Raw genomic sequence first — 22,877 nt, forward strand, 5'->3', positions numbered from 1 at the left:
CACGCGGGTCAACCTCAAGACGATGGAGGATCTGCCGGTCCCGCGGCGGTGGCTTCGCGCTCGGCGGCGAACAGGTCCCACACCGCCATGAACATCGCCGCGATGACCGGGCCGATGACGAAGCCGTTGATGCCGAATACGGCCATGCCGCCGATGGTCGAGATCAACACCAGGTAGTCGGGCATCTGCGTGTCCTTGCCGACGAGGATGGGGCGCAGCACGTTGTCCACGAGCCCGATCACGAACACCCCGTAGGCGATCAGCGTCACGCCCTGCCAGAGGGCGCCGGTGACCAGAAAATAGATCGCCACGGGCAGCCAGATCAGCGCCGCGCCGATGGCCGGCAACAGCGACAGGAAGCCCATCAGCACCGCCCACAGCAGCGCACCCTTGATGCCGAAGAACCAGAACGCCAGGCCGCCCAAGGCGCCCTGCACGGCGGCCACCAGGATGTTGCCCTTCACGGTGGCACGGATCACGGTGACGAACTTCGTCGCCAGGTTGCGCCTGTGCTCAGGCGCCAGGGGCACGGCGGCGCGGATGCGCCGGCTCAAGGCGGCGCCGTCGCGCAGCAGGAAGAACGCCAGGTACAGCATCACGAAGAAGCCGACGACGAAGTCCAGTGCGTTCTGGCCGGCGCTGTAGACCTGGGTGGCGATCACCTGGCTGCCGCGTGCGACGGCATCGGTGATGCGGGCTTGCAGTTCGCCCAGATCCGTCAGCCCGAAGTGCTCCAGCAGGTCATGCAGCCAGGTGGGCAGCACCGCGACGACCTGCTCAAAATAGCGAGCGAAATTCGTCTCACCCGATTGGATGCGCTGGTAAAGCGCGGCGCCTTCCTTCACCAGCATGCCGGTCAACAGCGTCAGTGGCAGCACGACGATCAGCACGATCAGGGCCAGCGTCCCCAGCGCGGCCAGTGTGCGCCGCTGCTTCCACTTGCGCAGCAGCCAGACATGAACCGGCATGAAGATGATCGCGATGACCGCACCCCAGAACACCGCGCCGAAGAACGGCTGCAGGATCCATGCGAAAGCCACGCTGACTGCCACCATCAGCGCCAGGAAGACCCTGTGCTCAAGGGCTTGCGAGTTGACGAAGTTCTTGAAATTCATGCGGCGCGACGGGTGACCCAAGGCCAGGCGATGTCACGCATGGTACGAGGGGCAGCAACTCGGCTTCGCCCGATCAAGCAAATCGAGCGTGCGCTTCATGCATCGCTTCTGGCGCGCTGGCCAAGGCCTTCAGTGCCAGCCCCATCGCGACAAGGACGTTCGACTACGCAGCCTTCAGCGTCACCTGCCTGCGCGCCAGACCCAACCCGACCAGTCCCGCCGACGCGATGCCCATCATCAGCGCCGCGGCCGACCCGGCGAACACGCCGCGCGGCATGCCGTGGTCCAGGATGGCACCGAACACCGGCGCCGCGATGGCAAAGCCGATGTCCAGGCCCGAGTAGACGGTGCCGTAGACGCGGCCGGTCGCGCCCGGCGGCGAGGCGCGCTTGATCAGCATGTCGCGCGACGGGCCGGCGACGCCCGTGCCGAAGCCGGCCAGTGCCGCCACGACGGCCGCCAGCCAGCCCGGCAGCCAGCCGGTCGCCGTCAGCAGCAGCAGCGCCGCGGCAAAGGCCATGGCGAAGGCGATGGTGCGCTCCAGCCGTTCGGCCCTGGCCACCAGGAAGCCGCCGCAGACCATGCCCGCCGCGCCGGCCAGCATGTAGCCGGTGACGACATAGGCCGTCAGCGCCAGCGGCAGGCCGTAGATGTCGTGCAGCGCCGGGCTTGCAAAGCTCTGGATGGCCGACAGCGCCGCCGTGCTCCAGAAGAAGAAGGAGAAGCACAGCCACACCGAGGGCAGCTTCAGGAAGGCCATCGGGTGCTCGACCTTGGCGCCCGCCGCCGGCTTGGCGTGGCCCCAGGAGCCCTGGCGGTCGTCGATGGCCGAGCGCTGCCAGAACAGCAGCGCCATGACCGTCAGCGCGACCAGCGCCGTGCCGGCATAGGCGAAGCGCCAGTTGCCGGTCGCCTGAGCGATGCCGATGGAGAACACCGGCGCCAGCGCCCAGCCCAGATTGCCGCTGATGCCATGCACCGAGAACGCATGGCCCAGGCGCGGCTGCGACACGCGCTTGTTCAGGATGGTGAAGTCGGCCGGGTGGAAGGGCGCGTTGCCGACACCGGCCAGCGCTGCCGCCAGCATCAGACCGCCAAAGCCCTGAGCCAGCCCGGCCGCGATGGACGCGAGGAAGAAGCTGGCCATGGCCGCGAACAGCACCGGCCGTGCGCCGATGCGGTCGACGATGAAGCCCGACAGCGCCTGGCCGGTGCCCGAGATGACGAAAAAGGTCGTCACCAGCAGGCCCAGCTCCGAGTAGCTGAGGCCGAAGTCGTGGATGAAGGCCGGGAACAGCGGCGGCAGCAGCATGTGGAAGAAGTGCGACGTGCCGTGGGCGACGCCGATGGTCGAGATCGTCGTGACGTCGCGCCGGCGCTGCAGGCCGGCGTCGAGGGTGGAAGCGAGGGCCGAGTTCATGCCCACACTCTAGGCAGCGCCGAGCCGGCGTGGTTACGATGGTTCGTCAAGTTCTGTCGAAATCCGGCCATGACTGTCCGCGCCAGTGTTCCCGCCTTCTCGCCCGAGCGCTTTGCGCCGACGCCGCAGCGCCCGCTGCGCGCCAAGTCGCGCCTGCTGGAGCACCTGACCGACATCCAGCCGCACCGCCATGACTGGGCACAGCTGGTGTTCTCGATGACCGGCGCCGTGCGCGTGAACACCGAGGCCTCGACCTACATCGTGCCGCCTTCGCGCGCCGTCTGGATCCCGCCCGGCGTCGTCCACGCGGTCACGGCCATCGAGCGGGCCGACCTGCGCACGCTCTACCTCGCCGACGGCCAGCTCGATGGCGCGGCCTGGCAGCTGGGCCGCGTGCTGGAGGTGTCGCCACTGCTGCGCGAGCTGATGCATGCGCTGCCCGCCGACCCCGACCCGACCCCGCCGGAAGCGCCCGACGACGCCGAGCGCCGCCGCGGCATCGAGCAGCTGATCCTGGCCGAGCTGCGCCGCGCCCGCCCGCTGGCGCTGGGCGTCGCCTTGCCGCAGGACGCCCGGCTGCGCAAGCTGTGCGAGGCGATGCTGCGCGAACCGGGCCGGCACGCCGGGCTGGACGAATGGGCTGCCGAAGCCGGGGCCAGCCCGCGCACGCTGAGCCGGCTGTTCCGCGAGCAGCTGGGCACCAGCTTTGCGCAATGGCGCTCGCAGCTGTTGCTGGCCCATGCGCTGACGCTGGCCGCGCGCGGGCGGCCCATGAGCCTGATCGCCAGCGAGCTGGGCTATGCCAGCGCCAGTGCCTTCACGGCCATGGTGACGCGCACGGTGGGCATGCCGCCCAGCCGCTTCTTTGCCGAGGCTTGAAGATTTTCTTGCTCGCCGCGAATCCGATCCTGCGACCGGCGCCTCTTAGTTCCCGAGGGTTGTCCTCGAACACTGGGAGTCGAACCATGGTCTATGTGAAGAATGTGCCGAACGCGGAACGCGTGCTGCGGGTGGTGGCTGGCGTCGTCGTGGCCGCGGGCGGGTTGATGCTGCTGGGCGGCATGACCGGCTGGCTGGTGGCCGCCAGCGCGGCCGGGCTGGTCGCGTCGGGCCTGTTCGGCTTCTGTCCGGCCTGCGCGATGGTCGGCCGCAAGCTCAAGTAGCCGTGGCGCTGGCGACGGAACACCAGCCGCTGCTCGCCGCCGCCCACGGCGGCGACCCGCTCGCGCTGGACCAGCTGCTGCGCATCTCGCGGCCCGACATCCGCCGCTACGCGCAGCAGCACTGCCTGCTCAGCGACGTGGACGACGCCGTGCAGGAGGCACTGCTGATCGTGTCGCGCAGGCTGCCCCAGCTGCGCGTGCTGGCGGCGTTCTCGGGCTGGCTGATCCGCCTCGTGCAGCGTGAATGCCGGCGCCTGGGCCGCGTCGCGCTGCGCTACGACCCCTACGACGAAGAGCAGCTGGCGCAATGGCTGGTGGTGCACACCGAGGCCGGCCTGCGGCTGGAGCTGGTGGCCGCGCTGGAATCGCTGCCGGCGCACTACCGCGAGGTCATGCTGCTGCGCGACGTGGAGGAGTTGACCATCGCGGAGATCGCCGGCCGCACGGGCCTGACGGCGCCCAATGTGAAGAGCCGGCTGCACCGCGCGCGAGCGCTGGCTCGGGAGTACCTGCTGGGCGGCAAGCAGCGGGTCATCTGACGGCGCGCAATGGGGTTTCGGCCCGCGGCCGAACCTCTCTTTATCCGACATGGCGCGTGGCGCGCGGGTGCCAGCATGCCCCGCACCAACACTCAGGAGACAGCCATGCAAAGACGCCACTATGTCTTGGGCGCGGGCCTCGGCCTCGCGACAACGCTGATGGCCGGGATGGCCGCGCCGGCATGGGCGCAGCGCGGTGACGATGACGGCGAATTCATCATCCTGCAGGCCCGCTACGGCACCGACCGCAACCACGCCGACGTGACCGACCGCCTGCGCGAGATCGCGCGCCGTGACCGCCGCGTGCGCCTGACCAACGACCTCTTCGGCGTCGACCCCGACCCGGGTCGCGACAAGATGCTGCGCATCTACGCGCGCGATCGCCAGGGCCGCGAACGCCGCTTCGAGTACCCCGAGCGCGCCTGGATCGACGGCATGCAGTTCGTCGGCTGGAGCGAGGGCCGCTGGGGCGAGCAGGGCTGGAGCGGCGGCTGGAACGGCAACCCGCATCGAGACCGCAATGAGGACGGCCAGTTCACCATCCTGTCCGCCAGCTACGGCAACCCCGGGCGCGAGGTGGACGTGACCGGCCGGCTGCGCGAGCTGGCTCGCCGTGACCAGCGCTTCCGCATGGGCAACGACACCTTCGGCGTGGACCCCGACCCGGGCCGCGGCAAGCGGCTGCGCATCATCACGCGCGACGCACGCGGCCAGGAGCGTGCCTTCGAGTACGCCGAAGGCAGCTGGGTCGACGGCGCGCAGTTCGTCGGCTGGGGCCGTGGCGACTGGGGGCGTTGAGCCCGCGTTACCAACCCTTACGGCGGCGTTGACGGAGGTTGGTCCGCGCGCAGCGGCACTCGCGCGTTGGGGTGCTGCGTGCGACCATCTGCCGCATCAACAACAAGGAGACCGTCATGAGACGACGTCAATGGACCCTGAGCGCGGGCAGCGCCCTGCTCACCGGCCTGCTGGCTGGCCTGGCCCTGCCGGCCGTGGCCCAGGACAGCGGCGAGTACACCATCCTGAATGCCCGCTATGGCACCGAGAACAGCCACGTGGACGTGACCGCCCGGCTGCGCGAGCTGGCCCGCCAGGACCGGCGCTTCCGGCTGACCAACGACTTGTTTGGCGGCGTCGACCCCGACCCCGGCCGCCAGAAGACGCTGCGCATCTTTGCGCGCGACCGCCAGGGCCAGGAGCGCCAGTTCGACTTCCGCGAACGCGACTGGATCGAGGGCGCGCAGTTCATCGGCTGGGGCAGCGGCAACTGGGGTGACGGCAATGCGTCGCGCGGCTGGAATGGCAATGACCGCGGAGACCGCCGCGACGAGCGCCGCGGTGGCGGCCGTGACGACGGCGAGTTCACCATCCTCAACGCCACCTATGGCACGGGGCGCCGCGAGGTCGATGTGACCGACCGGCTGCGCGAGCTGGCGCGGCGCGACCAGGTCTTCCGCCTGACCAACGACACCTTCGGCGGCATCGACCCGGACCCGGGCCAGACCAAGGTCTTGCGCATCTTCGCGCGCGACCGCAGCGGCCAGCAGCGCAGCTTCGAGTACCGCGAGTACGCCACCGTGGATGGCAACCAGTTCATCGGCTGGGGCCGTGGCGACTGGGGCGGCCCGACTCGGCCGGTGGCCACCGGCCGGCTCGTCATCGAGAGTGCCAGCTACGGCGGCGAAGGCCGCTGGGTGGACGTGACGCAGGCACTGCGCGCGCAGGTGCGCGGCGAGCGCTTCGAGGCCCAGGTCAGCAACGAGCTGTTCGGCATGGACCCGGCGCCGGGCCAGCGCAAGACGCTCAGCGTCACCTACCGCTGGGGCAACGACCCGAGCAACACCGTGCGCGTCAGCGAGCGCGACACGATCCGCCTGCCCTGAGCACCGGCTCGGCCGGCTCAGCGGTAACGCGCCACCAGCCTGGCCAGGTCGCCACGTTCGACCACGGCGCGCAACGCCCGGCGCAGCTGGCTGGCCGGCAGCCGCGTCGTGGCGCCCAGCAGGCAGTGCGTCACCGTCTGGCTCACCACCTGCAGCGGCTGCAGCGCTTCGGCGGCCGGCCGGCCGCGGTTGTACTGGGCCAGCACCAGGCGGTCGACCACCGCCGCGTCGGTGCGGCCACGAGCCAGCTTGTCCAGCACGCCTTGCTGGGTGGCCGCGTCCTCGCGTACCAGCTGGCCGGCGTCGAACAACGGCCCCAGCTCGGGATAGCGATAGCCCAGCACCGTGCCCACGCGCAACCCGCGCTGGGCCGGCAGGTTCAGCGGCTGGCCATGGCCGGCGCCGGGTGCGACCGCCAGCACGTCCTCCAGCACGACCATCGCGGGGCCGATGCGCCCGGCACCCAGCGGCTCGGCCAGCCACTTGGGATTCATCATGCACATCAGGTCGGCCTCGCCTGCCTGCAACGCGGCCTGGGTGCGCTTGGGCGGCAGCATCAGGTAGTCGGGCTCGGCGCCTGCCGCGCGGGCGACCAGCACCATCAGCTCGTAGGCCAGGCCGCCCACCGGGCGCCCACCCTGCACCTCCAGATAGGGTGAAGCCCAGTCCTCGCCGACGATGAAACGCAGCACGGGCTTGGCGTCCGTCGGCGCGGCCTGGGCGGCAAAAAAGCAGCCCCAGGCCGCCAGCAGCACGGCCCACCGCCGCGCCCGAAACCCCACGCCGCCAGCCGCTGCCCCACCGGGCGGACAATCCCGCAACATCGCCATGCGCCCAGTGTAGGGAGCCGAAGCGATCCAGCATTTCTTCAGAGACCCGATTCCCTCATGGATACACAGCTGTTCGACTACACCAAGCAGGACGCCACCGGCGCCTGCTCCACCGCCCACGCCTGGGCCAAGGCGCCCGCGATGCTGACGCCCACGCAGCGCAACGCGCTGGCCGAGCGCGCCGCCGCGCTGCTGAAGAAGCACAACGCCGTGCTGGTCGCGCACTACTACGTCGACGGCGCGCTGCAGGACCTGGCGCTGGCCACCGGCGGCTGCGTCGCCGACTCGCTGGAGATGGCCCGCTTCGGCCGCGAACACGCGGCGCAAACGCTGGTCGTCGCCGGCGTGCGCTTCATGGGCGAGACGGCCAAGATCCTGAGCCCCGAGAAGCGCGTGCTGATGCCCGACCTGGAGGCCACCTGCTCGCTGGACCTGGGCTGCCCGGCCGACGATTTCGCCGCCTTCTGCGACGCCCACCCGGACCGCAAGGTCGTCGTCTACGCCAACACCAGCGCCGCCGTGAAGGCACGCGCCGACTGGATGGTGACCAGCTCCTGCGCGCTGGAGATCGTGGCCGACCTGCATGCCAAGGGCGAGAAGATCCTGTGGGCGCCCGACCGGCATCTGGGCCGCTACATCCAGGAGCAGACCGGCGCCGACATGCTGATGTGGAACGGCGCCTGCATCGTGCACGACGAGTTCAAGGGGCTGGAGCTGGACCTGCTGCGCAAGGAGCACCCGGGCGCGCAGATCCTCGTGCACCCGGAATCGCCCAAGAGCGTCGTCGAGCAGGCCGACGTGGTGGGCTCCACCTCCGCGCTGATCAAGGCCGTCGTCGAAGGCACGGCCAGGGAGTACATCGTTGCCACCGACAACGGCATCCTGCACCGCATGCGCCAGCTGGCGCCAGGCAAGACGCTGATCGAGGCGCCCACGGCCGGCAACAGCGCGACGTGCAAGAGCTGCGCGCACTGCCCCTGGATGGCCATGAACGGCCTGGCCAACCTGGTCGACTGCCTGGAAAGCGGCCAGCCCGAGATCCATGTCGACGAAGCCATCCGCGTGAAGGCGCAGGGCTGCATCACGCGCATGCTGGATTTCGTCGCCGCGAGAAAGTCACGCGCCTCGGGAATGACGCCAGGAATCGGCGCCGCCTGATCGCGCTATAAGTTCGTCATTGCAACCGCGAGGCCCGTCATGAACGCCGACTTCAGCTCCCTGTACAACCACCACGAGCGCGAAGTCTTCGCCGCGGTGATGGACGCCTCCAAGGACTTCCCCGAGATCGCCAGCAGCAACGACCTGCTGTGCGACGTCTGCTGCGTGGCGCTGAACCGCCTGCCGCCGCGCTACATCCGCCACGAGGTGGACTTCAGCTTCTACCTGACCGAGCACGAGCGCCTGGAGATCGACAACGCCATCATCGAGGCGGTGGCGTATGCGTTCAATTTCGTGCAGGCGCGGACGGCGCTCAGGTCGCGCAAGTAAGCGGCGCCGGAACGATGTTCAGCGCCGCCTTCTCTTGCTGATCAACACCGTCGGGAAACTCACCGGCAGCGTGCGCGGGTAGTCGCGGCTGAAATGCAGGCCGCGGCTCTCGTGGCGCATCAGCGCGGAGCGCACGATCAGCTCGGCGCACTCGACGAGGTTGCGCAGCTCCAGCAGGTCGCGCGTGACGCGAAAGCTGCCGTAGTAATCGTCGATCTCGCCGCGCAGCAGCTTGATGCGGTGCAGCGCCCGCTCCAGCCGCTTGGTGGTGCGCACGATCCCGACGTAGTTCCACATCAGCAGGCGCAACTCATCCCAGTTGTGGGCGATGACGACCTGCTCGTCCGCGTTCTCGACCTGGCTCTCGTCCCAGGCCGGGATGGGCGCGGGATCGGGCACGGCCTGCTCGAGGATGTCGGCCGCGCAGGTTTGGCCTAGCACCACGCATTCCAGCAGCGAGTTGCTGGCCAGGCGGTTGGCGCCGTGCAGGCCCGTGTAGCCGGTCTCGCCGACGGCATAGAGCCCCGGCAGGTCGCAGCGGCCCAGCAGGTCCGTCACCGCACCGCCGCAGGTGAAGTGCACGGCCGGCACGACGGGGATGGGCTGCCGGGCGATGTCGATGCCCAGCTTCAGGCAGCGCGCGTGGATGGTCGGGAAATGCTCGATGAGGAAGGCTTCGCCCAGGTGGGTCGCGTCCAGCCACACATGGTCCAGGCCGTGCTTCTTCATCTCGAAGTCGATCGCGCGGGCGACGATGTCGCGCGGCGCCAGCTCCATGCGCTCGTCGTGCGCGGCCATGAAGCGCGTGCCGTCCGGCAACTTCAGGTGACCGCCCTCGCCGCGCAGCGCCTCGGTGATGAGGAAGCTGCGCTCCTGCGGGTGGTACAGGCAGGTCGGGTGGAACTGGATGAACTCCATGTTCGCGACGCGGCAGCCGGCGCGCCAGGCCATCGCGATGCCGTCACCGGTCGACGTGTCGGGGTTGGTGGTGTAGCGGTAGACCTTGCCGGCGCCGCCGGTGGCCAGCACGACGGCGCGCGCCGGCAGCGTCTCGACACGCTGGGTGTCGATGTCCAGCGCGTAGACGCCGTAGACGCGTGGTGGCTCGTCCCGTTGCACATGGCGCGACGTGATCAGGTCCAGCGCCATCCAGCGCTCGCACAGCTTGATGTTGGGATGCTTGCGCGCCACGGCCAACAACTGGTCGTGGATGGCCTTGCCGGTCGCATCGGCCGCGTGGGCGATGCGGCGCACCGCGTGGCCGCCCTCGCGTGTCAGGTGCAGGCCCATGGGGCCGGTGTCGTCGGGCGTGAAAGGCACGCCCTGCTCCACCAGCCAGCCCACGGCGGCGGCGCTGCGCTCGGCGATGAAGCGGGCGGCGACCTCGTCGACCAAGCCAGCGCCGGCGTCCTGCGTGTCGCGCACATGGCTCTCGATGGAGTCGTCGCTGCCCAGCACGCCGACGATGCCGCCCTGGGCCCACGCGGTGGCGGCCTCGGTCAGCTCGCGCTTGGCCAGCACGACGACGGGCACGGTGTCGGCCAGGTGCAGGGCCACGGTCAGGCCGGCAAGGCCGGCGCCGATGATGACGACGGGTGCGTCGTCGGGGGGGGCAGCAGTCATGGCCGGGGATTGTCCTGCAGCGCGGGCCACCGCTCACGGAGGTGAGGATTGCCGGTTCGGCGACCCTGGCTACTCGCGCCGGGCACTATGCTGCGCGCCGCCGGTCAACGCTGTCAAAGAGCAGCAGGAGGAGACGCCGTGAAGAAAACGTTGCAACGCTGGGCCGGTGTCATCGCCGGTTCTCTGCTGGCCGCCGGCGCCGCGCTGACCGCCCAGGCCGCGCCGCCGCCGGCGGAGGTGTTCTTCAAGGATGCCGACATTGCCGAGGCCGTGCTGTCGCCCAACGGCCGCCAGCTCGCGGTGACGACCGCGCGTGGCGCCAAGCGCGTCGGCCTGGCCGTCTTCGATCTGACGACGGGCAAGCCCATGCGCACCGCGCAATTCACCGATGGCGACGTGTCGCAGGTGCACTGGGTCAACGACAACCGGTTGATCTTCGGGGTCGTCGACGTGTCGGACGGCAGCGGGCGACCCAACGGCCTGCCGGGCCTGTTCGCCGTCAATGCCGACGGCAGTCAGATGCGGATGCTGGTACGGCGCATGGGCCGACCCGTGATCACCGACGGCTCCAACCGCAACGAGCGCCTGCTGGACTGGAACCACCGCCTGCTGCGCGTGCCGGCACCGCGCGTGGGCGAAGCGAACGAAGAGGTGTTGCTCGCCGAGATCTCGCTGGACGAGCGCCACACGGCAACGCCGCTGTGGCTGAACACCCGCACCGGCCGCACGCGCTCGACCGAGGCGGCCGCGCCGCCGAACACGGTGGACTGGCTGACCGACAGCCGCGGGGAGTTGCGCGTCGCCATCACACGCCGCGAGGGTCGCGTCGCCGCGTTCTGGCGCGGCCCGGGCCGCGAGGACTGGCAGCCGTTGTTCGACAGCCCCGAGCTGCACACACCCTTCGGCGTCAACGCGGTGGACGACGCCGGCCAGCTCTACGTGACGCAGGCCAAGGGCAAGGGTGGCGAGCTGGTGCTCAGCCGCTACGACTTCGAGCGCCGCGCGCCCGAAGCACAGCCCATGGTGGTCACGCCCGGCTTCAACTTTCAGGGCACGGTGCTCAACGACGGCTTCGGCGCGGCGCTGGGCGTGCGCGTCATCACCGACGGCGAAAGCACGGTCTGGTTCCACCCCGCGCTGAAGGCCTTGCAGCAGGAGACCGACGAGCGCTTTCTCGGCCGCATCAACCGCATCAACTGCCGCCGCTGCGGCCAGCCCGACATGACGGCCCTGGTGCGGTCCTTCAGCGACCGCGACCCCGGCCAGCTCTGGGTCTACCAGGCGCAGCCGCCCGAGGGCGAGAAGAACTGGCGCCCGGTCGGCCGTGTGCGCGACGACATCAAGCCGTCGGAGATGGCGGCCATGGACTTCCAGCGCATCCCCGCCCGCGACGGCCGCGACCTGCCCGTGTGGGTCACCAAGGGTGCCCAGGCCAAGGGGCCGTTGCCCGCCGTCGTCCTCGTGCATGGCGGCCCCTGGGTGCGCGGCAACGTCTGGGGCTGGCATGCGCAGGCCCAGTTCCTGGCGTCGCGCGGCTATGCCGTCATCGAGCCCGAGTTCCGCGGCAGCACCGGCTACGGCCAGGCGCACTTCCGCGCCGGCTTCAAACAGTGGGGCCAGGCCATGCAGAACGACGTGGCCGATGCATTGCGCTGGGCCCAGAAGGAAGGCATCGCCAGCGACAAGGCCTGCATCGTCGGCGCCAGCTATGGCGGCTACAGCACGTTGATGGGCCTGGTCAACGAGCCGGAGCTGTACCGCTGCGGCGTCGCCTGGCTGGCCGTGACCGACCTGGAGCTGCTGCTCAAGGGCTCGTGGTGGGTGGACGACGACACCAGCGGAGAAAGCCGCAAGTTCCGCCTGCCCGAGATGATCGGCGACCTGCAGAAGGACGCCGACATGATCATCGCCAACTCGCCAGTCAGGCAGGCCGCGCGCATCAAGGCGCCGCTGCTGCTGGCCTTCGGCGAGGCCGACCGCCGCGTGCCGCTGGCCCACGGCGAACGCCTGCGCAAGGCGCTGCGCGAGGCCGGCAACGAGCCGGTCTGGGTCACCTACCCCGGCGAAGGCCACGGCTTCGGCATCGTCGCCAACCGCGTCGACTTCGCCGAGCGCATGGCGACCTTCCTGGCCCGGCATCTGCAACCGTGACGGCCGACCGATTCCAAAAATACTGCGAGGGATTCACTGACATGGCAGGACTTCTGCGTTGCGCCGCCCTGGCGCTGATCGGCCTCACGGGCGCCGCGCTGGCCGCGCCGCCACCGGCCGAGCTGTTCTACAAGGATGCCGAACTCGTCGACATGGTGTTGTCGCCGTCCGGCCGCAAGCTGGCGTTCACGACGTCCAAGGGCGTGGAGCGCGTGGTGCTGGTGGTCATGGACTTGGACCAGGGCGGCAAGCTGAACGCGGTGGCGCGTTTCAGTGACGGCGACGTCTACAACGTGCGCTGGGTGGACGACGAGCGGCTGATCTACGGCGTGGTCGACAGCTTCGACGGCAGCGCACGCCAGAGCGGCGCGCCGGGCCTGTTCGCCGTCAACGCCGACGGCAGCAAGTTCCGCCAGCTGGTGCGCCGCCAGTGGAAACCGGTCATCACCGACGGCGGCACCGACGACCGGCTGCTGGAATGGAACCACCGCGTGCTCACCGTGCCGCGCCTGCCTGCCAGCGGCAAGAACGACGAGGTGCTGGTCGCCGAGTTCTCGACCGGCGACGACGGCACGGAGACGCCCAAGTGGCTGAACACCCGCTCGGGGCTGACGCGCAACGTCGACTTCGTCGAGCCCGTCGGCAGCTTCAACTGGCTGGCCGACAGCCGCGGCGAGTTGCGCGTGGCCTTCACCCGTCAGCAAGGCCGCCAGGCCGCACTGTGGCGGGCACCCGGCAGCAAGAGCTGGACGCCGCTGTTCGAGAGCGACCTGCTGTCCGTGCCGTTCAGCGTCGAGGCCGTGGACGACGCGGGCGGCCTGTATGTCAGCGAGGCCGGCGGCCCCGCCAACCAGAAGGCGCTGAAACGCTACGACTTCGAGCGCCGCCAGCCGCAGGAGAAGCCGCTGGTCGCGACGCCAGGCTTCGATTTCTCGGGAAACCTCGTCGTCGACGAGACCAGCGGCCGGGTGCTGGGCGTGCGCCTGCTGGTGGATGCGCCGACCATTGCCTGGTTCGACCCGGCGATGAAGGCCTTCCAGGATCGCGTGGACCGCCTGTTTCCGGGCCAGGCCAACCTGGTCAGCTGCCGCCGTTGCGGCACGCCCGACATGGTCGCGCTGGTGCGCAGCTTCAGCGACCGCGACCCGGGCCGCTTCTACCTGTACCAGGCCAAGCCGAAGGCGGGCGAGAAGGCCTGGGTGAACGTGGGTTCGGTGCGCGACGGCGTGAAGCCCGACGACATGGCCGTCGTCGAGCTGCAGCGCGTCCCCGCCCGTGACGGGCTGGAGCTACCCGTCTGGGTCACGCGGCCGGCCAAGGCCACGGGCGCGCTGCCGGCCGTCGTCCTCGTGCACGGCGGCCCCTGGGTGCGCGGCAACACCTGGGGCTGGCACGCCGACGCGCAGTTCCTCGCCTCGCGCGGCTATGTCGTCATCGAGCCGGAGTTCCGCGGCAGCACCGGCTATGGCGACGCGCATTTCCGCGCCGGCTTCAAGCAGTGGGGCCAGGCCATGCAGGACGACGTGGCCGACGCGCTGCGCTGGGCGCAGAAGCAGGGCATCGCCAGTGACAAGGCCTGCATCGCCGGCGCCAGCTACGGCGGGTACAGCACGCTGATGGGGCTGGTGAAGGACCCGGCGCTGTACCGCTGCGGCGTCGCCTGGCTGGCCGTGACCGACCTGGACCTGTACGCCACCGGCTCCTGGTGGGTGCGGGACGACATCAGCAGCACGGGCCGGCGATACACCATCCCCGAAGCGGTGGGCGACGCGGTCAAGGACGCCGCGATGCTGGCCGCGAACTCACCGGTCCGGCAGGCCGCCCGCATCAAGGCGCCGGTGCTGCTGGCCTTCGCGGATGGCGACCGCCGCGTGCCGATGGCCCATGGTGAGCGCATGCGCCGCGCCCTGCGCGACGCCGGCAACGAGCCGGTGTGGGTGACCTACGCCGGCGAGGGCCACGGCTTCGGCAACGTGAAGAACCGCGTCGACTTCGCGCAGCGCATGGAAGCCTTCCTGGCCAAGTACCTTCAGCCCTGATCCTGGAAGCCGCTGTAGTGGCGCCGCCATTCCGGCGGCTTCCACAGGTGGGCCAGGCGCATGCCCCAGGTCTTCTCCCGGCGCATGTCGTGGAACATCGCGCGCCATTCGTGCGCGTTCAGCCAGAACAGGTTGTGCGTGGGAAACGGGTGCTCCAGACCGTAGTCCACCGCTTCCTCTTCGGGCACGAAGCTGCCGAACAGCCGGTCGAAGATGATCAGCGTGCCGCCGAAGTTCTTGTCGATGTATTGCTTGTTGCGACCGTGGTGGGCGCGGTGGTGCGAGGGCGTGTTGAAGATGAACTCGAACCAGGCCGGCATCTTGCCGACCCAGCTGGTGTGCACGAAGAACTGGTAGCCCAGGTTCAGTGACAGCGCGAACAGCACCCAGCGCGGCTCGAAGCCCAGCCACACGGCCGGCAGGTAGAACAGCCAGTTGCCGGCGATGGGGTAGAACCAGCTCTGCCGCAGCGCTGTGCCGAAGTTCATCTTCTCCGAGCCATGGTGCACGACATGGGCGCACCAGAACCAGCGGATGCGGTGGCTGCCGCGGTGAAAGCCGTAGTACAGGAACTCCACCAGCAGGAACAGGCCCACGAAGCGCCACGCGGTGACGTCTATCGTCCACAGCCGGTGGTCGTAGACCCAGCCCATGGCCGGCAGCACCAGCACGACCAGCAGCAAGAGGTCGGCGACGAGGTAGCTGCCGCCGCTGTTCATGCTGTCGAAGGTGTCCCACAGGTCGAAGACGCCGGTCTTGCGAAAGCGCCAGGCCTCCATCGCGATGAAGATGGCGAAGATGGGCGACAGCATGACCAGCGTCAGGTCGCGCCAGTCGCCGTGGCGTTGGTAGAGGTCGAGCAGCCAGTCCATGGCCGCGATGTTGAACCGAAACCGGCGCCGCTTCTTGACGGCAAAACCCGCGTTTTTGACGGATCGCGCCACGGCTGGGGTCATCCCCCAGCGGCGGCGTGTCGGGGCTGCAGCATCATCGGCGGCTCATGGATGAAACCCGCGTCGCCGCCAGCTATGCCCAGCTGCTCTTCGAGCACATGGCCGCACTGGGCCGCGCCGAGGCGCTGGGCCCGCCGCCCGCGCCGACCGAGACCTTCGTCGTGCTGCGCCGCTGGCAGGCGCTGCTGGAACAGGCGCGCGACCTGGACCCCGGCCCCAGGTCCACCTTCGCATTGAGACTGGCGCGCGGCATCGCGCCGCGTCATTTCGGCGTTGTCGGCTTCGCGGCGCTGGCCTGCAAGACGCTGGCCGAGGCCTTGCAGCGGCTGGAGCGCTATCACCGCTCGGTCTACGACGTGAACCCGGCCCAGGTGCACCTGCGGCCCGACGGCATCTGCATCGAATGGGGCGTGGAGCGCGGCCGGCCTGGCGCGCTGGTCGACGAGACGGCCATCGCCGCGCTGGTGCAGCTGACGCGCGAGTTCACCGGCAAGCCCTTGCGCGCGCTGGCCGTGGACTTCGTCAACCGCCGGCCGGCCGACGTGCGGCCGTACGAGGACTTCTTCGGCGGCCCGGTGCGCTTCGACCAGCCCAGCACCCGGCTGCTGCTGTCGGCGCACGACCTGACCCTGCCGCTGCGCGGCGCGGACGCGGCGCTGCTGGCGCTGCTGGATGCGCAGGCCGAGGCGCTGCTGCGGCAGGTGGCCGCCGTCAGCGAGCCGGTGGGTGTCTGGCGCCAGGCGCTGGTGGGCCTGATCCGCAGCGGCCGCACCTCGCTCGCCGACCTCGCGCAGGCCTTGCAGATGAGCCCGCGCAGCCTGCAGCGCCGCCTGGCCGAGCAGGGCCAGAGCTTCCAGGTCCTGCTCGGCCAGACCCGCCAGCAGCTGGCCGAGGCCTATCTGCGCGACCCCAATGTCGAGCTGGCCGAGGTGGCCTTGCTGCTCGGCTATTCAGAACAAAGCGCCTTCACGCGCGCCTTCCGGCAGTGGACCGGCCAGGCGCCGCTGCAATGGAGAAGGCAACCCCGCCGCACATGAACACGCCACCTGCCGCCGTCGTCATCGACGGCCAACCCGCCCACGGCCGCTACGCCGGCACCCTCGCCCGCATCGACTGGCGCACGCTGCACCAACGCCGCTCCTGGCTGTGGCGGCACCTGCACCACAAGCGCTGGCATTACGTCGGCCTGGGCAATGCGCAGCTCTTCATCGGCGTGGCCATCGTCGACGTCGGCTGGACCTGCACCGCCTTCGCCTACCTCTTCGACCGCCGGCGCCGCCACCTGCTGGCGGACTGGAGCCAGGATGGCCTGCCGGGCCTGCAGGCGGGCGTGTCGGACGAACCGCTGGCGGGCGCCCGCAGCTGGTTCCGCGGCTGGCACGCGCGGCTGAACCTGACCCATGCCGACGACGGCTTGCGCCTGAGTGTCGCCACGCGCGCGCTGCGCATCGAGGCGACGCTGGACCTGGCGGCCATGGCGCCGCCGCTGCTGGCCATCGGCCCCATCGCAGGCGGCATCGCCCACGCGACGCAGAAGACCAGCGCGCTGCCCGTGCAGGGCTGGGCCGAGGCCGAGGGCCAGCGCTTCGCCCTGGATGACGCCTGGGCCGCGGTCGACGCGTCCAACGGCCTGCTGGCGCACAACACCGCCTGGCGCTGGGCCAGCGCGCACCGGCCGGACGTGGGCTTCAACCTGCAGCAAGGCTATTTCGGCCAGCAGGAGAACGTGCTGTGGCTCGACGGCGAGCCCATCGCGCTGGGCGCGGCGCAGTTCGAGTTCGATGCCAGGCGGCCGCTGGACCCCTGGCGGGTGCGCACCGACGACGGCTTGCTGGACCTGGTCTTCACGCCCGAGGGCGCGCGCGCGTCCCACCGGGACCTGGGCTTTGCGGCCAGCCGCTATGTGCAGCCGGTGGGCAGCTTTGCCGGCACCGTGCGCGCCCGCGCTGACGCCGCGCCACGGCCGGTCCGCGAGCTGCTGGGTGTGACCGAAGACCATCACTCGCGCTGGTAGGCCGGCACGACCAGGGGGCGGCGGTCATTTGCCACGTTTGGCCGCCGACGGCAGAGACACCGGCACGGCCAGGCCCTAAAGTGCCCAGCCAACGCGACCGAAGATCCGGACCCCTGTGCGACATGGACTCAGCAACCCCAGCCTGCTTGCCGCCGGCATCGCGTTGACGCTGGCCGTGCTGGTCGGCTACGAAGGGCTGCCGGCGCGCACGCTGGACCTGACCGCGCCAGGCGCCGTCAGCAACCTCTACCTGATGACGCCCAGCGGTACCCAGGCCGAGCCCGCCGTGCAATGGATCAACGCGGACAAGCTGCACTGGCGCTGCCGCTACACCGCCTTCGAGAAACACCAGCCCTGCGGCCTGACGCTGATCCTGACCGGCAAGGACGCCAGCCACGGCCGCGACCTCAGCCGTTTCGACACGCTGGAGATGGACCTCGCCTACAGGGGGCCCTCGCCCTTCGTGCGCGTGGCCATCCGCAATTTCGACCCGCGCTTCTCCAAGCTGGATGACGGCAACAGCTCGCGCATGCACTCGGTCAACCTGCGGCCGCGCGACGTCGAGAACCCGGCGACCCTGGACCTCAGCGAGCTGACGGTGCCGGAATGGTGGATTCACCAGTTCAACCTGGCCCGCGAGTACAACCGGCCCAGCCTGGAGAACGCCACCGCGTTGTCCATTGACCTGCCCGCCGACCTCGCCGGCCAGGAGCACGAGCTGCAATTGCGCCACCTGGCACTGAAGGGCGTCTGGGTCAGCCGTGACCAGCTCTACCTGGGCATCCTGTGCGCCTGGCTGCTGGGCGCCAGCGCGGTGGTGCTGCGCGGCTGGCGCCATCTGCGCCACAGCTACAACCGCCAGCAGCGCGAGATCGACGCGCTGACGCTGCGCACGCGCCAGCTGCGCATCGAGCAGGAGCAGTTGCGCCGGCTGGCCACCATCGATGAGCTCACCGGCGTGCTGAACCGCCGCGGCCTGGAGCAGTCGGTGGACGACTTCGAGCAGGCCGCCCAGGGCATGACGCTGGTGATGCTGGACATCGACCACTTCAAGCGCATCAACGACCGCCATGGCCACGACCGCGGCGACGAGGTGCTCAGGCGCGTGGCCGCCGTCGTGGCGGCCAACCTGCGCGGCAGTGATGTCTTCGGTCGCTGGGGTGGCGAGGAGTTCCTGATCGCCTGCCAGGGCACGCGCCTGCGCGATGCGACCCGGCTGGCTGAAAAGCTGCGCGAGCGCGTGCAGCAAGCCGAGATCGACGGCCCCGGCGGCCGCATCGCCGTGACGGCCAGCTTCGGCGTCGCGCTGGCACCGCCCGGCGGCTCGACGGCGGACGCGCTCAAGCGCGCTGACGAGGCGCTTTACCGCGCCAAGGAAGCCGGTCGCAACCGCGTCGAGACGGACAAGACGCTGATGAGCGACTCGCCGACCACCGTCTGAAACGGCGGCCGGCGGTCGGCTCAGTGCACGACCCGCCCGAACGAGAACTCGCCGCCGTCCACGTCGACGGGGATCACATCCTTGGGCCCGAACTTGCCCTCCAGGATCAGCCGCGACAGCGGGTTCTCGACGCGCTGCTGGATGGCCCGCTTCAGCGGCCGCGCGCCGAACACCGGGTCGAAGCCCACCTTGGCCAGCTCGTCCAGCGCCGCCTCGCTGATGTCCAGCTTCATCTCCATCTTGTCCAGGCGGGCTTCAAGCAGGCGCAGCTGGATGCGGGCGATGGACTTGATGTGGTCCGCGCCCAGCGCATGGAAGATCACCGTCTCGTCGATGCGGTTCAGGAACTCGGGCCGGAAGTGCGTCTTGACCTCGCCCCACACGGCCTCGCGGATGACCTCGTCCTTCTCGCCCGACAGCGCCATGATGTGCTGCGAGCCGAGGTTGGACGTCATGACGATGACCGTGTTCTTGAAGTCCACCGTGCGGCCCTGGCCGTCGGTCAGCCGGCCATCGTCCAGCACCTGCAGCAGCACGTTGAAGACATCCGGGTGCGCCTTCTCGACCTCGTCCAGCAGCAGCACCGAGTAGGGCTTGCGGCGCACGGCTTCGGTCAGCGTGCCACCTTCCTCGTAGCCCACATAGCCAGGGGGCGCACCGATCAGGCGCGACACCGAGTGCTTCTCCATGAACTCGCTCATGTCGATGCGCACCATGTGGTCTTCGCTGTCGAACAGGAAGCCGGCCAGCGCCTTGCACAGCTCGGTCTTGCCCACGCCCGTGGGGCCGAGGAACAGGAAAGAGCCCAACGGCCGGTTGGGGTCGGACAGGCCGGCGCGTGAACGGCGGATGGCATCGGACACGGCCTGGATGGCCTCGTCCTGGCCCACCACGCGCTGGTGCAGCTTCTCTTCCATCTGCAGCAGCTTCTCGCGCTCGCCCTGCATCAGCTTGGACACGGGGATGCCGGTGGCCCGTGCCACGACCTCGGCGATCTCCTCGGCGCCCACCAGCGTGCGCAACAGGCGCGGCTTGTTGGCCGCCTGCGCGCCGGCTTCCTTGTCCTGCGCTTCCTTGAGCTGCTTCTCCAGCTTGGGCAGGCGGTCGTATTGCAGCTCGGCCAGCTTGTTGAAGTCGCCCTTGCGCTTGAGTTCCTCGATCTGCTGCTTGATCTGGTCGATCTCTTCCTTGACGTGGGCCGAGCCCTGCGCCTGCGCCTTCTCGGCCGTCCAGATCTCTTCCAGGTCGTCGTATTCGCGCTGCAGCTTCAGCAGCTCGTCCTCGATGAGGCCGAAACGCTTGACCGAGCCCTCGTCCTTCTCCTTGCGCACGGCCTCGCGCTCGATCTTGAGCTGGATCATGCGGCGGTCCAGCCGGTCCATGGCCTCGGGCTTGGAGTCGATCTCGATCTTGATCTTGGCCGCGGCCTCGTCGATGAGGTCGATGGCCTTGTCGGGCAGGAAGCGGTCGGTGATGTAGCGGTGGCTCAGCTCGGCCGCGGCAATGATGGCCGGGTCGGTGATCTCCACGCCGTGGTGGACCTCGTACTTCTCCTGCAGGCCGCGCAGGATGGCGATGGTGGCCTCCACGCTGGGCTCGTCGACCAGCACCTTCTGGAAGCGGCGCTCCAGCGCGGCATCCTTCTCGACGTACTTGCGGTACTCGTCCAGCGTGGTGGCGCCGATGCAGTGCAGCTCGCCGCGCGCCAGCGCCGGCTTCAGCATGTTGCCGGCGTCGATGGAGCCCTCGGACTTGCCGGCGCCCACCATGGTGTGGATCTCGTCGATGAACAGGATGGTCTGGCCCTCGTCCTGGGCCACTTCCTTCAGCACGCCCTTCAGGCGCTCTTCGAAGTCGCCGCGGTACTTGGCGCCGGCCAGCAGCAAGGCCATGTCCAGCACCAGCACGCGCTTGTTCTTCAGGCTGTCCGGCACCTCGCCGTTGATGATGCGCTGCGCCAGGCCCTCGACGATGGCCGTCTTGCCCACGCCCGGCTCGCCGATCAGGACGGGATTGTTCTTGCTGCGGCGCTGCAGCACCTGGATCGTGCGGCGGATTTCCTCGTCGCGGCCGATGACCGGGTCGAGCTTGCCCAGGCGGGCGCGTTCGGTCAGGTCCAGCGTGTATTTCTTCAGCGCCTCGCGCTGGCCCTCGGCCTCGGCCGAGTCGACCTTCTGGCCGCCGCGGACGGCCTCGATGGCGGCTTCCAGCGCCTTGCGCGTCAGCCCATGGCCGCGCACGACGCCGGCCAGGTCGGTCTTGGCGTCCGCCAGCGCCAGCAGGAACATCTCGCTGGCAATGAACTGGTCGCCGCGCTTGCCGGCTTCCTTCTCGGCCGCCTGCAGCAGGCTGACGAGGTCGCGCCCTGCCTGCACCGTCTGGCCGGCGCCGCTGACCTGCGGCAGGCCGGCCATCAAGCCGTCCAGTGCCGTCTTCAGCCCGGCCACCTTGACGCCCGCGCGCTCCAGCAGCGCGCGCGGCCCGTCGTCCTGGGCCAGCATGGCGGCCAGCACGTGGGTGGGCTCGATGTAGGGGTTGTCGCGAGCCAGGGCCAGGCTCTGGGCCTCGCCCAGGGCTTCCTGGAATCGGGTGGTGAACTTGTCGGCACGCATGGTGAGTGGAATCCTCCGGTTGCGAAGACAAGTGGGCACAAGCCCAAAGATTTCAAGCCACAGTCTGGTGCAGGGCAGTGTGCAGCAGTTGTCGGACAGCGCCTTGATTTAACTCAACGCCATCGCCCCCGCCACGATGCAGCCTCCCGCCACCAGGCCGGCCACCGTGCGCACGCTGTTCCAGAACGTCCAGTCACGCAGATAGGCCTGCCAGTACTCGTGGCCGGCGGCGCTGTCCGCGCCAAGCCGGGCCAGCGCCTCGTTCATGGGCACATTGATCACGGAAGTGACGCCGAAGACACCGATCGCATAGGCCAGGGCGCCGAGCGTGAGCAGCGCGGCGGCCCCGCGCGGCCCCTGCCACCAGCCCAGCGCGGCCGCCAGGACCGCCAGCAGCGCCGTCCCGACGAAGACGCCCAGGAACAGCGGATTCAGGATGACCTCGTTGATGGTCTGCATCACCTGCATGCCCTCGCCGGGCGCCACGCGCCGCAAGGCCGGCATCACCGAGGTGGAGAAGGCGAAGAAGACGCCGGCCATCAACACGCTGCCCAGCGTGGCGAGCAGGATGCAAAGGTTCATCAGAGGGGTCACGGCAATCGGGTCCTTGTGGTGTGGGTTCGCGCGCTCAACCCGCACGATAGGCCTCGGCCAGTTCGTGCACGAAGCGCTCCATGCCGGTGGGCGTCGTGCTGGCGGCGTTGCGGCCGAGCGTCGTCCGCACGCGGCCGTCGTTGATGGCCTGCGTCAGCTCGCCGGTCAGCAACGCCACGTCGGGCGCCAGGCCGGCATCGGCCAGCGCGCGCTCCAGCGCGTCGCGGGGCAGTTGCAGATAGGCCAGCTGGGGCATGTCAAGGTGTGGCGCCAGCAGTTGCACCACCTCTGTCATGGTGATGTCGCGCGGCCCCAGCACCTCGCGCACCTGATGGCCCTGCCAACCGTCGTCCAGCAAGGCCTGGACCGCGGCAGCGGCGATGTCGCAGGTGGCCACCATCGGGATCTTCAGGTCCGGTCGGAACCCGTCGGCCACGACACCGGCGTCGCGGACGAAGGGCAGCGCGCCGAACAGGTTCTCCATGAAGGCGCCGGCGCGCAGGCACAGCAGGTCCAGGTCGGGAATGGCCCGCAGGCGCTCCTCCTGGTCGTGCATCGGCCGGATCAGGCCCGTGCCGCCGGGCTGCTCGGCGCCCAGGCTGGACAGGTAGACCACGCGCCGCACGCCGGCATCGCGCACGGCCTGCGCCATGGCTTCACCCAGGCGACGCTGGCTGTCCAGGTAGCCCGGCTCGCTCAGGTCGTAGGGCAGCAGGCCGTAGACGGCCGTCACGCCGTCGAAGGCGGCGGCCAGGCAGGCGGCATCGGTCGGGTCGCCGGCCCGCACCTGCGCACCCAGCGCCTGCAGCGCGCCCAGCCTGGCGGTCGAGCGGCCCAGTGCCACGACGCGGCGGCCCTGCGCCAGCAGGGCCTGGGCGATGCGATGGCCCGTGCGGCCCGTGGCGTTCATCACCGCGATACTTGTTTGCATGCTGTCTCTCCCGTGGGGATTGCGATGGCAGCAGTGTCCGGAGCCGCGCCCGGCGCCACCATGCCGCGCCGTCTTCATCCC

20 protein-coding genes are annotated in these 22,877 nt (G+C 69.8%); 12 read left to right on the forward strand and 8 right to left on the reverse strand.

What is annotated here, in order from left to right:
• Positions 1-14: 14 nt before the first annotated feature.
• Both AC1D29_RS18675 and AC1D29_RS18680 read right to left on the reverse strand, forming a co-directional pair.
• Complete coding sequence (locus tag AC1D29_RS18675) at positions 15-1,115, reverse strand: AI-2E family transporter (RefSeq protein ID WP_477900134.1); 1,101 nt, start codon at positions 1,113-1,115, stop codon at positions 15-17.
• 163 nt (positions 1,116-1,278) lie between these two features.
• Positions 1,279-2,535: an MFS transporter gene (locus tag AC1D29_RS18680; RefSeq protein WP_477900136.1), complete on the reverse strand. Its 1,257-nt coding sequence runs from the start codon at positions 2,533-2,535 to the stop codon at positions 1,279-1,281.
• A 69-nt stretch (positions 2,536-2,604) separates the two neighbouring features.
• On the opposite strand from AC1D29_RS18680, the gene AC1D29_RS18685 reads away from it, so the two are divergent.
• From AC1D29_RS18685 to AC1D29_RS18705, 5 genes are all read left to right on the forward strand, one after another.
• The gene (locus AC1D29_RS18685) at positions 2,605-3,414 is read left to right on the forward strand and encodes an AraC family transcriptional regulator (protein ID WP_477900138.1); all 810 of its coding nucleotides are present in this window, start codon (positions 2,605-2,607) and stop codon (positions 3,412-3,414) included.
• An 86-nt stretch (positions 3,415-3,500) separates the two neighbouring features.
• Positions 3,501-3,698, forward strand: coding sequence for a YgaP-like transmembrane domain (locus AC1D29_RS18690; RefSeq protein WP_477900140.1), 198 nt, complete (start codon positions 3,501-3,503; stop codon positions 3,696-3,698).
• Between the two features lie 2 nt (positions 3,699-3,700).
• The gene (locus tag AC1D29_RS18695) at positions 3,701-4,237 is read left to right on the forward strand and encodes an RNA polymerase sigma factor (protein WP_477900142.1); all 537 of its coding nucleotides are present in this window, start codon (positions 3,701-3,703) and stop codon (positions 4,235-4,237) included.
• Between the two features lie 105 nt (positions 4,238-4,342).
• Positions 4,343-5,035 (forward strand): hypothetical protein, encoded by a 693-nt coding sequence (locus tag AC1D29_RS18700; RefSeq protein ID WP_477900144.1) that lies wholly within the window; start codon positions 4,343-4,345, stop codon positions 5,033-5,035.
• 116 nt (positions 5,036-5,151) lie between these two features.
• Positions 5,152-6,120, forward strand: coding sequence for a hypothetical protein (locus tag AC1D29_RS18705; protein WP_477900146.1), 969 nt, complete (start codon positions 5,152-5,154; stop codon positions 6,118-6,120).
• 17 nt (positions 6,121-6,137) lie between these two features.
• Here the strand turns inward: AC1D29_RS18705 and AC1D29_RS18710 are convergent, their stop codons facing one another.
• Positions 6,138-6,950 carry a substrate-binding periplasmic protein gene (locus AC1D29_RS18710; RefSeq protein ID WP_477900148.1) on the reverse strand — a complete coding sequence of 271 codons (813 nt, stop codon included), beginning with the start codon at positions 6,948-6,950 and terminating at the stop codon, positions 6,138-6,140.
• Positions 6,951-7,007: 57 nt separating this feature from the next.
• Here AC1D29_RS18710 and nadA point away from each other — a divergent pair, with 57 nt between their 5' ends.
• A complete protein-coding gene (nadA, locus tag AC1D29_RS18715) occupies positions 7,008-8,108 on the forward strand; it encodes a quinolinate synthase NadA (RefSeq protein WP_477900150.1) in 1,101 nt (366 codons plus the stop codon).
• 39 nt (positions 8,109-8,147) lie between these two features.
• Positions 8,148-8,438, forward strand: a complete 291-nt coding sequence (locus AC1D29_RS18720) for a late competence development ComFB family protein (RefSeq protein ID WP_477900152.1) — start codon at positions 8,148-8,150, stop codon at positions 8,436-8,438.
• A gap of 18 nt (positions 8,439-8,456) precedes the next feature.
• Here AC1D29_RS18720 and nadB read toward each other — a convergent pair whose 3' ends face one another.
• On the reverse strand, positions 8,457-10,061 hold the full coding sequence (gene nadB / locus AC1D29_RS18725) for an L-aspartate oxidase (protein WP_477900154.1): 1,605 nt from the start codon (positions 10,059-10,061) through the stop codon (positions 8,457-8,459).
• Positions 10,062-10,199: 138 nt separating this feature from the next.
• Here nadB and AC1D29_RS18730 point away from each other — a divergent pair, with 138 nt between their 5' ends.
• Both AC1D29_RS18730 and AC1D29_RS18735 read left to right on the forward strand, forming a co-directional pair.
• A complete protein-coding gene (locus AC1D29_RS18730) occupies positions 10,200-12,212 on the forward strand; it encodes a S9 family peptidase (protein WP_477900156.1) in 2,013 nt (670 codons plus the stop codon).
• A gap of 41 nt (positions 12,213-12,253) precedes the next feature.
• Complete coding sequence (locus AC1D29_RS18735; protein ID WP_477900158.1) at positions 12,254-14,251, forward strand: S9 family peptidase; 1,998 nt, start codon at positions 12,254-12,256, stop codon at positions 14,249-14,251.
• Here AC1D29_RS18735 and AC1D29_RS18740 read toward each other — a convergent pair.
• A complete protein-coding gene (locus AC1D29_RS18740; RefSeq protein ID WP_477900160.1) occupies positions 14,242-15,123 on the reverse strand; it encodes a sterol desaturase family protein in 882 nt (293 codons plus the stop codon). The two genes, AC1D29_RS18735 and AC1D29_RS18740, sit on opposite strands and share 10 nt — an antisense overlap.
• A 128-nt stretch (positions 15,124-15,251) precedes the next feature.
• On the opposite strand from AC1D29_RS18740, the gene AC1D29_RS18745 reads away from it, so the two are divergent.
• The 3 genes from AC1D29_RS18745 (at position 15,252) to AC1D29_RS18755 (ending at position 18,659) form a co-directional block, all read left to right on the forward strand.
• The gene (locus AC1D29_RS18745; RefSeq protein ID WP_477900162.1) at positions 15,252-16,241 is read left to right on the forward strand and encodes an AraC family transcriptional regulator; all 990 of its coding nucleotides are present in this window, start codon (positions 15,252-15,254) and stop codon (positions 16,239-16,241) included.
• Complete coding sequence (locus AC1D29_RS18750) at positions 16,238-17,218, forward strand: DUF2804 domain-containing protein (protein ID WP_477900164.1); 981 nt, start codon at positions 16,238-16,240, stop codon at positions 17,216-17,218. The genes AC1D29_RS18745 and AC1D29_RS18750 overlap by 4 nt, the downstream gene beginning before the upstream one ends.
• A gap of 115 nt (positions 17,219-17,333) precedes the next feature.
• On the forward strand, positions 17,334-18,659 hold the full coding sequence (locus AC1D29_RS18755; protein ID WP_477900166.1) for a GGDEF domain-containing protein: 1,326 nt from the start codon (positions 17,334-17,336) through the stop codon (positions 18,657-18,659).
• Between the two features lie 20 nt (positions 18,660-18,679).
• On the opposite strand, the gene clpB is transcribed toward AC1D29_RS18755, so the two are convergent.
• The 3 genes from clpB to AC1D29_RS18770 form a co-directional block, all read right to left on the reverse strand.
• Complete coding sequence (clpB, locus tag AC1D29_RS18760) at positions 18,680-21,271, reverse strand: ATP-dependent chaperone ClpB (RefSeq protein WP_477900168.1); 2,592 nt, start codon at positions 21,269-21,271, stop codon at positions 18,680-18,682.
• Between the two features lie 108 nt (positions 21,272-21,379).
• On the reverse strand, positions 21,380-21,853 hold the full coding sequence (locus tag AC1D29_RS18765; protein ID WP_477900170.1) for an anthrone oxygenase family protein: 474 nt from the start codon (positions 21,851-21,853) through the stop codon (positions 21,380-21,382).
• Positions 21,854-21,899: 46 nt separating this feature from the next.
• Positions 21,900-22,796, reverse strand: a complete 897-nt coding sequence (locus AC1D29_RS18770; RefSeq protein ID WP_477900172.1) for an NmrA family NAD(P)-binding protein — start codon at positions 22,794-22,796, stop codon at positions 21,900-21,902.
• Positions 22,797-22,877 lie beyond the last annotated feature (81 nt).

The sequence above is a fragment of the Roseateles sp. P1_C6 genome (assembly GCF_056406315.1).

What these genes read in the sequence shown, in the direction of transcription:
- AC1D29_RS18675 (WP_477900134.1), bottom strand. Translation starts at nt 1,115, where the DNA reads ATGAATTTCAAGAACTTCGTCAACTCGCAAGCCCTTGAGCACAGGGTC.
- AC1D29_RS18680 (WP_477900136.1), bottom strand. Translation starts at nt 2,535, where the DNA reads ATGAACTCGGCCCTCGCTTCCACCCTCGACGCCGGCCTGCAGCGCCGG.
- AC1D29_RS18685 (WP_477900138.1), top strand. Translation starts at nt 2,605, where the DNA reads ATGACTGTCCGCGCCAGTGTTCCCGCCTTCTCGCCCGAGCGCTTTGCG.
- AC1D29_RS18690 (WP_477900140.1), top strand. Translation starts at nt 3,501, where the DNA reads ATGGTCTATGTGAAGAATGTGCCGAACGCGGAACGCGTGCTGCGGGTG.
- AC1D29_RS18700 (WP_477900144.1), top strand. Translation starts at nt 4,343, where the DNA reads ATGCAAAGACGCCACTATGTCTTGGGCGCGGGCCTCGGCCTCGCGACA.
- AC1D29_RS18705 (WP_477900146.1), top strand. Translation starts at nt 5,152, where the DNA reads ATGAGACGACGTCAATGGACCCTGAGCGCGGGCAGCGCCCTGCTCACC.
- AC1D29_RS18710 (WP_477900148.1), bottom strand. Translation starts at nt 6,950, where the DNA reads ATGGCGATGTTGCGGGATTGTCCGCCCGGTGGGGCAGCGGCTGGCGGC.
- nadA (WP_477900150.1), top strand. Translation starts at nt 7,008, where the DNA reads ATGGATACACAGCTGTTCGACTACACCAAGCAGGACGCCACCGGCGCC.
- AC1D29_RS18720 (WP_477900152.1), top strand. Translation starts at nt 8,148, where the DNA reads ATGAACGCCGACTTCAGCTCCCTGTACAACCACCACGAGCGCGAAGTC.
- nadB (WP_477900154.1), bottom strand. Translation starts at nt 10,061, where the DNA reads ATGACTGCTGCCCCCCCCGACGACGCACCCGTCGTCATCATCGGCGCC.
- AC1D29_RS18735 (WP_477900158.1), top strand. Translation starts at nt 12,254, where the DNA reads ATGGCAGGACTTCTGCGTTGCGCCGCCCTGGCGCTGATCGGCCTCACG.
- AC1D29_RS18740 (WP_477900160.1), bottom strand. Translation starts at nt 15,123, where the DNA reads ATGGACTGGCTGCTCGACCTCTACCAACGCCACGGCGACTGGCGCGAC.
- AC1D29_RS18745 (WP_477900162.1), top strand. Translation starts at nt 15,252, where the DNA reads ATGGATGAAACCCGCGTCGCCGCCAGCTATGCCCAGCTGCTCTTCGAG.
- AC1D29_RS18750 (WP_477900164.1), top strand. Translation starts at nt 16,238, where the DNA reads ATGAACACGCCACCTGCCGCCGTCGTCATCGACGGCCAACCCGCCCAC.
- clpB (WP_477900168.1), bottom strand. Translation starts at nt 21,271, where the DNA reads ATGCGTGCCGACAAGTTCACCACCCGATTCCAGGAAGCCCTGGGCGAG.
- AC1D29_RS18765 (WP_477900170.1), bottom strand. Translation starts at nt 21,853, where the DNA reads ATGAACCTTTGCATCCTGCTCGCCACGCTGGGCAGCGTGTTGATGGCC.
- AC1D29_RS18770 (WP_477900172.1), bottom strand. Translation starts at nt 22,796, where the DNA reads ATGCAAACAAGTATCGCGGTGATGAACGCCACGGGCCGCACGGGCCAT.